We start from the raw sequence: 12,848 nt of genomic DNA, 5'->3' as shown, positions 1-12,848 counted from the left end.
TTGCTCAAATGCAGCAACAACGTTGATAAGTTGATCTTGGTTCGACATGTTTGCGTCCTGATGAATTAGTCGCAGTCATTAAATCAGATCGAAAAATAGAAGTTGAGCTATGCTCTCGTAAGCTCACGACAAGTTAAGGTTTTTATACCTTAGCATTGGCGAGCATGGTTATGAACAAGGCCATGTTCCTGCGGTTGAATCCTTTGCCGGGGCACTGGCAGAATCTGCGCCAGCGCAACTTGCCTGGACTTTGGTGCGCAATAATGAAAACTATTATATGTCGCGCCCAATCGTTGCCGCCATTAATGGCATTGAGGCACTGTTCGATGACATACATACCAATCTAGCCGCAGATTCCGAGATTTCAGCGCGTGGCGCCAAGGCAATCATCGACTATTATGCGCGCCTTTCGGACAAAAAATATGGCTTTCCAATTTCGGCGGAGGGCTCGTTAAAGAATTTGGCGAAATCATTAATGGCAAATGCCCCGCAACAGGCACTCGAAATTTATCAGCAAACCACGGAACTTTATCCAGCATCCGCCTATGCATTTTCTGCATTAGCAAAAGCCTATGCTGAGCTTGAAGATTATAATAGTGCGGTCAAATATCAGGCGCAAGCCGTTGAGAAATCGCAATCGATGGGCACCTGGCATCAAAATAAGCATAACCAGTATCTGACGGAGTATCAGCAAAAACTCAATGAATAAGCTGAACTCGGGGTGATGATTTCTGGTGTAAGAAAATAGCTAACGGGTTAATAATGATCTTCGAACGTTAATATTGCAGCACCTTGTAAGACTATCACCCACTCATGACATTCTTGTTGATGCCAGCCCTTAGTCGGTGAACAATGTCCCTTTGATACTATCCTTTCAATTTTCACTTTGCTGCTACTGGCCAATGTTTCAAATACTTCAGCGCTTAAGTCGCTTGGTATATCGGCGAAGATATTAATCACTATCATCCGCGGCGAGTTCATGAAAATAATCAGGCTGATCCATACTCCAGTCCCATAACCAATTACCCTGTTGTCGAACTCTGGTGACGTCGCGAGCCAAAATCCAGCCATTGGCTAGGCTTTTCAGGGTCATTTTATTGAGGTGATTCAGATACGATTTTTTATCTGCGTAACGTTCTAATATTCGATTTTTTCGCCACTTTTTCAGCGCGCCACGAAAATCTTGTATTTCATTACTGGCAAATAAGTCGTAGCGAAACACCCAAGGCAAAAATGTGGCAATTGGCGCTTTTATCAGTGGATGTTTTATGCCGCCTAATTCATGACCATTAGGATCCAATTTCGGCACCGGCGGCAATATTTCGGCGACAATTACCGGAGGTTGGTTATCAATAACGCCTTGCTGCCAGTTTTCCCCGTAATCGACTTCATACGCAGTATGAGGCTTGTATGGCTTTTCCATGTTCAACCAGGTAGGCAGTTGAAAATGAGCAAAGTTGATTAATGTTTGCTTGGCAAAGCGCGGATACACGCTTTTCGGTGGTTGTTTTTCATCTACCACCCAGCCAGTTAAATGCGCTAACAATGCCCGCAAATGCAATTTAAAATCCAAAGGATTACCACGGTACATGCCAGATTTTTTATCAATCAACAGTAAGTTGTTCGGAGTTTCAACATAATGTTGGGTCGAGGCAAAATGATAAATGCGTTCATTTTTCAGTGGTGCGATATCAAACACATCATGAGTATGAATAAGACCAGCCGCTCTGCCCCAATACTCATAACCGGTATTGGTAAAAAAGGTTTTAGGGTAAAAATATTCGTGCCTGCGCTTTAACAAGCCCACCTTTTTATTGGTATATTTAGAACGCACCCTGGCGCTGGTAAACGGAAAAATATCGGTTGGATATAAAAACGATGACATTCGATGGCCATCGCGAGATGGCTGGGCAAACCGGTGATTAAAGCTACCACGGCCAGCGCCAGCAGAATGAATCAGCATGCCATCGAAGGCAATTTCGCCATTTTCAGTTTCATTAAATCCCTGGTGGAGGAATTGCCGTAAGAAACGTCCCGTTTGTGAAACGCCAAAAGCAATGGTCTTAGGAACAACATAGTCATTTTTCTCGGTTTTAATATACTCAGCCGTATCGCGCAATATCGCTAAACCAAGACCAGTTACCAAAGGATCTTTCGTTGGATAGACAAGCTCATAGATTCCAGGGAAAAAATTTCCCGAGATTCTTTTCCCATCAGCACTAAATTGCCATTGCGACCTGGGCACCACTGAGCGCAGGTTGTCTCGTCCCATTCTTAGAGTTAACCAGGCGTCTTTCTGCTTGAGAAAATCTACCGGGTAAACCGTTTCCAAATTTTCATGGTGGGCCAAAGGTAATAACGATTTACGACTATCTATGGTCCAGTCGCTTCGTGCCCAGCCGCCCAGGCCGATAATTCGTGGCAGTGATGCATACATATTATTTTTACTCACTGGCACATCACCTTGCCAACCTACCCACACTAGCGATAAACCTAAATCTTGAATTAAGCCATCGCCTAATGCTGACGCTTTATTGGGGGTATTTGCACGCTGCGCATGGTTAAAATACCTTAACGATGCTTTCGAGCCTCGATTGCTGACTTCAACCAACGCGCCTTTACGCTGTTTCAGATCTTGGTGTTGAATAATAAAAAAATTGGCTTTGGCTTCCACCAAACCGGCACTATTGGTGGGGGCGATATCGATATCAACAATTTGTTGATTGCTGACACTGTTAGGATCAAAGTGGAAAGTGAACTCACCTGAGATCGCTTCCAGTTTCATGTCTTTGATAGTAAATGCAGTTTTACTTAGTACTTTCTGTTTTACCACAGCGGCTTGGGTAGAAACACTGAAAAGAAATACGCAGCTAAGTACCAAAAAAACTTTCACTTTTCCCATCTGAAATTCCTAACCATATCCATGATTTTGTTATTGTTATTAATAATAAGCTTACCCTTGTTAAAGACAATTGCAAGTTTGAAATAAATACAGTTGAAAAAAACATCAATTTTGAGACGAAATGAGTATTAAATACCAATTTGAATAAGCATGTGATCTACTTTTTTATTCGTTTTAACCATTAAAAATGAGCAGATATTTTAACAACTTGGTATTCTTGAGGGAATTAGGAAAAAAAGGCAAAAAAAAGCGATGATACCGGCCACACAGAGAATCCATTGGTAACATCGCGAAGGGTGAAACAGTTAAAACAAAAAAACTAAAACTAAAACTAAAACAATAACAATAACAAAAAACTAAAAAGGGAAGTTATGAGCTATTCGTTGTTATTCATTTTGGTCATAAATAAGTGCACATAAAACGCACAAATAACCAGTACCGTGACCAAACCACCGGCAGAAAATAACACAATAGGGTCGGCTAACAAAAATTGTAAATTGTTCATAACTCTGTCCTTTTCGAGATTTTCTATATCATAAAAGAGCCAGAGTTAGCGAACCCTGATCTAGATCAACAAAGCATTAACTTAGGTAATTATGAATGCAAAATGCTTTGCAATACGTCGGCTTTAATCAAGTGCACTAAAGTTTCATCAAGCGCTTGCATCGACTCAGTGGCAACAAAACAGCCATCATCATCGCTTTCTATGTAACCATAGTCACGTAAAGCGTTCACTACTGCAGATTGTGCTTTTCTATCAATAAATTCTGGTGCGTTTATATTATGCAACTTAGACATACGTTGGGCTAATGTGGTGGCATCAGACTCAAGCGTTGAACGGCTAATTGGCGCGGTTTGCTTAATGATGTTTACCACTATCGCGTATCGTTGTACCGTTTCACTGATACACGAAGACATAAAGTTCAGCATGAAAGCTATGTCACTGTCTTCATTAATCGACCAGTAGCCTGCCTTACTATGCTTTATCATGCCTTGTTGCTGCAAGGCGGCTAATATTCTTTGGCTTTGCACAGCTACCGTTGCATCGTCCTGCCATAAGAACAATTCGGCTTTCATCAACTGCATTAGCTGTAACACTTTTTGGTTAATTTCTTCCGTGTTTAACTTGTCATAGGTTTTTAAGATACGACAAATTACCGATGGCAACATATAGGCATGAATAATGTTATTGCGATAATAACTCATCTCTAACGTCGCCTGTTTGGACAGTGAGATAATTTGCCCTAACTTATCATCTGCTGCATCGACTTTATTTAATCGTATCACTGAATCGACAAGTTCTTTGCCTGACTCTTCAGGGATAAACATTTCATCACTAAACGGCGCGGTTCGTTGTAAATTCAAGAAGAAATCTAATTGTTCTTCCAGCTCTTTACGAGTGAGTGCATTGTTTTCAGCGGAGAGTAAAATTAATGCCGTCAGCGTCACTGAGTTTAACGCTACCGCTTTGTTAATCTCATTCATTACCTTGTTCGACATGCTGTTTACCGCCGGACTTAACCATTTTGCTTTTGCCGGTTCAACCGGGTCGATACTGTCACGCCACTCGGGGACTTCAGTATTTAAATACTCATTGATATTAATTGGCTGACCAAAGCTGACATAGCCTTTGCCGTAGTTACGCAGTTTACGAATGGCTTTAATAATGCCAAATGCGGACTCTTTTTGTTTCGAGCTGCCTTTTAGCTCTTTATGGTAACTGGCCACTTCCATTACGTGCTCGTAACCAATATACACCGGCACTAAAGTTAGCGGCCGGTCGATACCTTTTAACATGCTTTGGATGGTCATCGACAACATTCCCGTTTTCGGCTGCAATAAGCGCCCGGTCCGGCTGCGACCGCCTTCGGTATAATATTTAACGGCATAGCCTTTATTGAACAACAAGCCCAAATATTCGCGAAATATGGTGGAATACAAACGATTACCACGAAAACTGCGACGAATGAAAAATGCTCCGGCTTTTCTGAAGAAAGGCCCGGCCGGCCAGAAATTTAAATTAATACCGGCGGCGATCCGTGGTGTTACCAAGCCTTGCTGATAAATCACATGAGTCAATAACAGATAATCCATATGGGAGCGATGACAAGGCACATAAATGATCTCGTGTCCTTCTTGCGATAACTGGTGTAAGCGATCGGCATTTTTCACTTCAATGCCATCGTATAAGCGATTCCACAACCAGGTTAACACTCGTGCGCCCAAACGGATCACCGTTTGTCGGTAATCGGCAGCAATTTCTTTCATCATCAACAGCGCTTTTTTCTTAACTTCGGCTTCGCTAATGCCTTTTGATTTCGCTTCGTCTTTGATTAACCTCTTTATCGCTGGGCTGGCAAAAAGTGCATTGAACATTTGCTGGCGATCCAACAAGCGCGGGCCGGTGGCCGCAATCGTTTGCCGATGAAAGTGAAACCGGGTCATGCGGATCATCTTGTGCGCCGCGACTGCATCACTGCCTTGGGTTTGCACCATTTCGCGAAACGATACCGCCGGCGAGAAGCGCGCTAAGGTATCACGCCCTAAAAACAATACTATCCAGAATTTACGTAAAAAATTTGGCGACACCTGATCGGCCAATACATCGCCCATATTGGCTTTTTCTTTGGCCGGTTTACGTCCCCAAAGCAGGTTTACCGGAATGAGCTTGGCGTCTTGCTCATCGTGTTTTTCAAAATGTTTTAATAAGTCTAAACCTTGCGACATTACTTTGGTTTGACGTTGTTTAACCCAAGGAAAGATTGAACTCGGTTTGTCTAAACAAATACAGCGATTCATTAAATTGCCATTAATTTCCACCGTGGCCAGTGGATCTGGCAGGCTCAATTTTTTACAGGCCATTTGCAGCGCCAGTAAATCGCTAGCCGATTGATGACGGACAATGTAAAACACATTTTTGTTATCGCTAAGCCCAACGGCATCAACGCTTTCAGGAATAATTTTACAACGCACCAACAGACGCAGTGGCCAAGACAGTAAAAAATAAAACAAAGCTCTCATTTTCGTTATAACTCAAGGGTTAATGGATTAAATTGGCGCAATAATAACATTATTCACCGCGCATGTACTATAGCCACATTATAGGCCTTATTGCAGCAATAAGGTTCTCTCTGCTATCAGTTAATATGTTGAACAGGCAAGACTTTTTATAATTTAATGTATAAGATTAGTACATAAAAACTGCAAACTATAGCTAAAATAGCATTACAGGGATAAATAGATGAAAAACTTTTCTACCGCATTACTGTTAAGTTCATTGCTTTTCACCATTAATTCAACCGAAGCTTCAGAAATTTCTAGCGCCATTAACAAAGATTATCAGCAGCACTTAGCGCCACTCTGGGATCATTTTCATCGCAACCCAGAATTGTCATTAATGGAGCACAACACCGCAAAACGCCTTGCTGAAGAAATTCGCAGCGCCGGTTTTACTGTCAGTGAGGGCATTGGTGGCACAGGCATAGTGGCAATCATGAACAATGGCGCTGGCCCTATGGTTATGGTGCGAGCCGATATGGATGGCCTGCCGGTTGTGGAACAATCGGGTTTGGCAAATGCCTCTACCGCGAAAATGACCGATTGGGACGGCAATGAAGTTGGCGTAATGCACGCTTGTGGCCATGACGTGCACATCACCTCACTGGTTGGAACTGCCCGGTATATGGCCGCCAATAAAGATGAATGGTCTGGCACCTTAATGTTAATTGGTCAACCTGCCGAAGAGCGTGGTCCTGGTGCATCGGCAATGATGGATGACAACATTTGGCAATCGTTTGGCCAACCAGATTATGCCCTGGCTCTGCATGTCAATGCCAATGTTGCAGCCGGGCAAATAGAAATCGACGAGGGCTCGCCTTATGCGGGCGCCGATACCGTCGATATTATTGTTCATGGTGTCGGTGCTCACGGTGCATCGCCGCACCAGGGTAAAGACCCGATTATGATCGGCGCGCAAATCGTGATGAACCTGCAAACGATTATTAGCCGCGAGCTTGCCCCAAGACATTCTGGAGTCATTACCGTTGGCGCATTCCACTCGGGCACCAAGCACAATATTATTTCCGACAACGCGCATTTGCAATTAACGGTACGCAGCTTAACACCAGAAGTTAGAGCGCAATTATTAACCGCAATCAAACGAGTAGCACTTGGCACGGCGCGCACAGCGGGGGTGAGTGAGGATAATCTGCCAGAGGTTAGCGTCAGTGAATTTTCTTTCCCGCCCACCTTTAATGATAAAGGACTGGCGCAACGCCTGAAAAAAGTGGTCGCCAGTAAGATGGGTGATGAAAAACTAACGCCACCGGTAACATTGGGCATGGGCGCAGAAGATTTTGGTTTTTTTACCACCGAGCCTTACATTCCCAGCGTTTACTTTAAAGTAGGTGGCACACCAAAGGCCGATCTTGAACGAGCCGAAAATGGTGGCGCGCCGGTAGCAAGTCACCACAGTCCACAATTTAAGATCAGCCCGGAGCCGGCGGTAAAATCGGGTATAGAAGCCACAGTGCATGCGTTAATTGATTTGATGCCAAAGAAATAATAAAGGACAGTTGCCGGCGTTTGTGTCGACAATAGTGTAATTGCTTATGATCCATTTTCATCATTCAACGCCAGTAAAGTCTTTACCTAAAGTGATTATTTTACTGCTTATGGTCCTGCTTAGCGCTTGTTCATCGGCAGAGCCTAGATTTAATGGTACAGAACAAGACTTCTGTGCTGACATTGATCAAAGCCAGCAGAGTACCTTAGCCGACTACCTGGCTCCTGTTGCTGAAAAGATGAAGGTCAGCACTGGTGTTTATGTATTGGAACAAGGCACTGAAGCCATGCTAGCGAGAGCCTGGCTCAGTGAAAATGCCGAACAGAGTATTGACGTTCAGTACTTTATTTTTTCAACCGATAACATCGGCCTGATAGCGATAGACTATCTGGTAAAGGCAGCTGAAAGAGGGGTGAAAGTACGAGTATTGGTGGATGACATTATGGTGGAAGCCAACGGCGAAGAGCTGCTAACACTCGCATCGCACGAGAACTTCTCCATTAAGATTTATAATCCGAATGCCAATATCGGCAAGAATATCGTCGATAAAGTGGTTAATTTGGCCACAGATTTTCATGGTGTAAATCAACGCATGCATAACAAAACCTTCATAGTCGATCAGCAGGTCTCGATCACCGGCGGCAGAAACATCGCCGATGAATACTTTGGTTATGATCATCAATACAATTTTCGGGACCGGGACGTACTGTTAATTGGCGGGGCGACAAAAACCCTGAATACTTCGTTTGAGCAATTTTGGCAGAGTGAGTTGAGCGTTTCAGTAGATAAACTGGTGAAAGCAAGTAAACAAGCAAGCACGAGTAGCAATTTTGATGAACTGCACCAATACGCCTGCAATCCAATGAATTTTGTTCCTGCAGTAAGGGCAAAAATTAACGATCTTCCCAACGCTTTTAAGCAGCTAGCAGAACAAGATGAAATACACTGGCTTACCGGCGTGGAATACATCTCTGATCAACCGGGTAAAAATAGTGGCGAGGTATTTTTAGGAGGCAGTGGCTTAACCACCGAGCGACTCATTGATTTAGTCCAGCAGGCGAAAAAATCCGTGATTATTCAAACTCCGTATTTAATCACCACCGACCTGAGTAAAAACATTTTCAAAGCTTTGGTAGATAAAGGCGTTGAAGTGAAAATACTCACCAACAGTTTAGCCTCCAACGATAATTTAGAAGCGTTTAGTGGCTATCAGCGTGATCGCAAAGCGCTGTTAACAACCGGGGTGAAAATCTACGAATTTAAGCCGGATGCGCAAATAAGACAAAAGGTCATGTCAGAGGTGATGCACCAGCAATTAACGCAAGCACCGATCTTCGGTTTGCATGCAAAATCTATGGTCATTGATGAGAAAATCACCATGATCGGCACCTTTAATTTAGACCCAAGAAGTGCCAATCTCAATACCGAAAGTATCACCATTATCCCTTCGGAGAAAATTGCCAAACGGGTTAAGCAAGGCATGCTAGAAGAAATGCAACCGGAAAATGCCTGGCAAACCACCCTTGACTGGAACCCGGATAATGAAGAGAGTCTGTTAAAGCAGCTTAGGGTAAAGCTGCGACGTATCGTGCCGAAAAATATTTTATAAAATTTTCGGCGTAGTTTGCCTGGCAGTAGAAAGAAGTGCAGCCGTTCTCTCTACGGGTTATTTTTCAAGCCGACTATTTTTTTAAACCAATTATGGCATATTCGCCTTTGGCCATAAGCTGAACAGCGACAGCCTTGTCAGATTTATTTTTCCAGTACCAGCCATGAGAGCCGGCAAATGGCGCAGTAAAGCTGCCTTTCATCTGAGTTAATGTGGCAATGGCGTAACTTTCAAAGTAACCCGTGGTATCGCCTGCTGGTTCGCCATGCAAATCAAAATACAAAGGCTCACCATCGGTCTGCCATTGATATTCCATTTTCTCAAACTGCTGCATCGAAAACTTGAATTCGACCCCCCGACCAGCAGGCACGATAACCTCAATGGTATCCGACGCTTGTCTGGTATCTGTCTTTTCGTTCGGTTTAGCGGCCGTTTTCTCATTAGTGTTGGCCAATGCCGTCAGCCCAAGCTTGGCGCCGACACCGGTTGGGTCAACATTGTATTCTGCCGGCAGGATAAAACTTACTAAAGCAAGAACTGCGATAATTAAGGCGATGATGGTCGATTTGAGCAGTGCCGCTGTCGATAATGTCTGTTGCATAATGTTATCTCTTATTCGTCCTGTAAATTCATTTAATTTATAAAATAGCCGGTTAATTGAAAACCCATCAGCATAAAACCGGCACTCATCAATAACGTATTGGTAGCCGTAGAGAATTGCTGAAAAGAATGGTGTTTTCGCCAAAAACTGATGATCAGCAAAATAAACGTCAGCGCCACAAATTGTCCTAACTCGACCCCCAGATTAAAGGCGATAAGATTCGTAAACAAGCCATCTTGCGGCAGTTGAAACTCTTGTAGTTTCGTCGCCAGGCCAAAACCATGAAATAATCCGAAGATCAAAACCGCGGCTTTCGGGTTGGGGGTGTAGCCTAAGGTTCGTTTAAAGCCGCCGAGATTATCAAAGCCCTTATAGACAACAGAAAGGCCAATAATGGCGTCAATGAGATAGGCATTCACTTGTAAATCCCAGAGCACCCCTAACAACAAGGTTAGGCTGTGGCCTAAGGTAAACATGCTGACGTACAGCAGGATGTCTCTGCTTTTGTATAAAAAGAAGATCACCCCCGCTAAAAAAAACAAGTGATCATACCCGGTGACCATATGCTTGGCGCCGATATACATAAACGCGATAAATTGCACACCGCTATTATTCTGTAAAAAATTACGGGTATTTTCATCGACGCCATGAGCCAATGACTCAAAAGATACTAACCCCATGATACATAGGGCTATTGCGACTAAGGGAAGGCGATAAATACTACTGGTCATCGATAACTCCACAGGTGGATGAATGTTTTTATCTTGCTGTTGCAACGGGATGATACAGGCAAAACCGACAAGTTAACATGGTTGACCAAATAATATCGGCAAAGACGGCACGGTTGTTTAACGGCGAATAAAACAGCACAACCGGGTTTTATCAGCGTTGGAACATCACTAAGTCTTTTCGAAAATCCTGGTATATAGAGAACAGTAGCCGTTTGTTGGCATAATCTATATCAGTTAAATTCGCGACAGTTGTGGCCGGTGACGGTAGCTCGATGCTGGAAAGCGCTCGTTTTTCAAGGTCGTAAAGCCATATTTTACTTTGCCCAAATAGCACTAACTGATCCTGCTTAATCATAAACCCCGATGAAAATTCCATATCTGTGGTTGCGGGGGAAATGGTTGACTTGTTGTCTTGATAAACATGCAGGGTCTTGTCCCAGTCGGTGTAATACAGCGATTGGTCGTCATCAAGTTGTGCCCAATGACTAAAACCCTGGTAGATGACTTGATGCGCACCGGTATTGATATCAAATAACACAACTTTTCGTTGTTTTTGTTGCAGCTGTGCCGGGGCTTGCTCAATAATAGACAATAACACTTGTTGTTTATTCACCCATTGATAAACATCAACAACCTTAAATGGCGTTGCGATTGATTGCGCCTGTCCGTCTAAGGTTAATAATTGCAACTTTCCTCTGACCGCCAAGGCCAGCGCCTGGCCATCTAATGACCAGGCGTAGGAGGTAATGCGCGTATTGGCATCAAAGTGACTGAGTTGCCTGAGTTGGTTATGTTGCGAAAACCATATTTGTTGTTCGCCGCTTCGAGTAGAGACGAAACTGATGTTCGTGGTTGCTGGTTGATATTTCGCCTGATAATCTTCCATGGTTGAGTGGTGTATCGTTTGAAGCCCTTGCATCGAAATTTGAGCACGGTCATCTTCTGCCAGATTGTTGGCAGCAAAACTGTACTCGGCAATATCTAAATCGACTCCCCCCATCACCGCAACTATTTTATCGCCGCCGGGATGATACAGCGGATTGTAGATGTCAGAAACCGTTGTTACCGGGTATTCGGTAAACACTCCGGCCATGTCAATTTCAAACAAACTATTTTCAGCAGACGCCAACAGGGTGTCTTTTAACGGGTGCCAGCTTGGATCCCACCATAAATAATCACTATACTCGCCAGGCACCTTTAATGGCACATGCTCAGCCGCGTTAGTGTCGGTGTTAAGCAATACCAAAGCAGTATTTTGCCCTTCGTCATGTACGGTAATGGCCAGTTGTTTATTTCTGCCAGAATAAGTTAGTGCTTGCGGTTTATATGCCTTGTCGGCATACAGCACAGTAACCAGGCCACTATCAATAACCAGAGACTTTACCTCTCCTTGCCGGGCATAAGAGTCAATGAAGGCTATTTCACTGTTACTTAACCAATTAATACCACCAAAGTTATGCTGGTCACATGCCAGTAGTTCACGAGGAATTTGCGGCTCGGTTTTCGCCAACAAGAAGGACACTGCGCTGATGTTACGGCAGCTCTTTATTTGTGGTTGTCCACAGCCACCTAGTTGAGAAAAAGCGAGCTGATTGCCATCGGGAGACCAGGCCGCAGGACCATAAACACCGGCGCTTTTAGTGAGCGGAAATTCACGGTTTTCAATTAAATCTTTCGCCCAAAGCTGGTTCTGGCAAACACCGACAAACCGATTAAAGACCAAATAACGTCCATCGGGTGAAAAATTTGGGTAATACTCTTTTTCATCGGTACTGGTAATGGGGGTAAGGCGGTTAAGGGGTGGCGAAGTTGCTGCTGATGGCAAAAAGTACAGTAGCAGCGCCAACAAACACATGCAGGATAGCAAAATCGCCAGTGGCCATTGAATGTTACGATGCTTATTTTGACTGAGGCTTGACGCCTGTTCAGCCAGATTAGCCTCAGGCCATTGTACTTTAGCAACCAGGCTGTAACCCACTTTAGGGTGAGTGGCGATCATCCTTTGTTGCTTAGCATCATCTGCCAGTGCTTTTCTCAGCTGGCCAATACAACGCTGCACGGCATTAGGGGCTACGACAACATTCGGCCATGCGCCTTCAAGCAGTGCCTCATGAGTGACCACTTCTCCCTGGTTTTTGGCAAGGAGCAACAGCACCTTTAACACTCTGGGTTCAAGCGAGACGATGTCGTCTTTGACAATAACTTGTCCCCGCGACACATCAACCCGAAAGTTACCAACCCAAAAATCACTCATTAATTTTCTTTATCGCCTCATTTTAAAGTAAACAAAAGTCAAAACAGTATACCGACAAAAATTGATGCTTTCAGCGACTTATTCTCGCAAACCGTTGTTATTAAGCACATTTGCAAAATCATCAGCAAACCATCAGTTTTTTATCAGTTAATCTGTAGCGTTTTTTTATCCCGGTTGCGCACAATAC

General features: G+C 43.8%; 10 protein-coding genes. 3 read left to right on the top strand and 7 right to left on the bottom strand.

Annotated elements, in window-relative coordinates:
* Positions 1-277: 277 nt before the first annotated feature.
* Entirely contained in the window at positions 278-709 is a 432-nt protein-coding gene (locus ND16A_RS0118730; RefSeq protein WP_152593783.1) for a hypothetical protein, read from the top strand.
* A gap of 47 nt (positions 710-756) precedes the next feature.
* On the opposite strand, the gene ND16A_RS15770 is transcribed toward ND16A_RS0118730, so the two are convergent.
* The 4 genes from ND16A_RS15770 to plsB form a co-directional block, all read right to left on the bottom strand.
* Complete coding sequence (locus tag ND16A_RS15770) at positions 757-966, bottom strand: hypothetical protein (RefSeq protein WP_052072848.1); 210 nt, start codon at positions 964-966, stop codon at positions 757-759.
* Positions 953-2,902 carry an alpha/beta hydrolase domain-containing protein gene (locus tag ND16A_RS15775; RefSeq protein ID WP_033076258.1) on the bottom strand — a complete coding sequence of 650 codons (1,950 nt, stop codon included), beginning with the start codon at positions 2,900-2,902 and terminating at the stop codon, positions 953-955. Before ND16A_RS15775 ends, ND16A_RS15770 begins: the two co-directional genes overlap by 14 nt.
* Positions 2,903-3,278: 376 nt before the next feature.
* Entirely contained in the window at positions 3,279-3,407 is a 129-nt protein-coding gene (locus ND16A_RS20515) for a DUF3149 domain-containing protein (protein WP_081945449.1), read from the bottom strand.
* An 89-nt stretch (positions 3,408-3,496) separates the two neighbouring features.
* Complete coding sequence (plsB, locus tag ND16A_RS15780) at positions 3,497-5,923, bottom strand: glycerol-3-phosphate 1-O-acyltransferase PlsB (RefSeq protein WP_033076257.1); 2,427 nt, start codon at positions 5,921-5,923, stop codon at positions 3,497-3,499.
* A gap of 220 nt (positions 5,924-6,143) precedes the next feature.
* On the opposite strand from plsB, the gene ND16A_RS15785 reads away from it, so the two are divergent.
* Positions 6,144-7,466, top strand: coding sequence for an amidohydrolase (locus tag ND16A_RS15785; RefSeq protein ID WP_033076256.1), 1,323 nt, complete (start codon positions 6,144-6,146; stop codon positions 7,464-7,466).
* Positions 7,467-7,512: 46 nt separating this feature from the next.
* On the top strand, positions 7,513-9,075 hold the full coding sequence (locus tag ND16A_RS15790; RefSeq protein WP_033076255.1) for a phospholipase D family protein: 1,563 nt from the start codon (positions 7,513-7,515) through the stop codon (positions 9,073-9,075).
* Between the two features lie 73 nt (positions 9,076-9,148).
* Here ND16A_RS15790 and ND16A_RS15795 read toward each other — a convergent pair whose 3' ends face one another.
* The 3 genes from ND16A_RS15795 to ND16A_RS15805 all read right to left on the bottom strand — a co-directional run bounded on the left by ND16A_RS15795 (position 9,149) and on the right by ND16A_RS15805 (position 12,661).
* The gene (locus ND16A_RS15795; protein WP_033076254.1) at positions 9,149-9,676 is read right to left on the bottom strand and encodes a hypothetical protein; all 528 of its coding nucleotides are present in this window, start codon (positions 9,674-9,676) and stop codon (positions 9,149-9,151) included.
* A 32-nt stretch (positions 9,677-9,708) separates the two neighbouring features.
* Positions 9,709-10,356 (bottom strand): HupE/UreJ family protein, encoded by a 648-nt coding sequence (locus ND16A_RS15800; RefSeq protein ID WP_443080277.1) that lies wholly within the window; start codon positions 10,354-10,356, stop codon positions 9,709-9,711.
* Between the two features lie 202 nt (positions 10,357-10,558).
* Positions 10,559-12,661 carry a winged helix-turn-helix domain-containing protein gene (locus tag ND16A_RS15805; RefSeq protein ID WP_033076252.1) on the bottom strand — a complete coding sequence of 701 codons (2,103 nt, stop codon included), beginning with the start codon at positions 12,659-12,661 and terminating at the stop codon, positions 10,559-10,561.
* Positions 12,662-12,848: the final 187 nt, after the last annotated feature.

The sequence above is a fragment of the Thalassotalea sp. ND16A genome (assembly GCF_000764205.1).
Taxonomy (GTDB): Bacteria; Pseudomonadota; Gammaproteobacteria; order Enterobacterales; family Alteromonadaceae; genus Thalassotalea_A.
The sequence above is the reverse complement of the archived record's forward strand: the minus strand, read 5'-3'. Positions and strand labels throughout refer to the sequence as shown.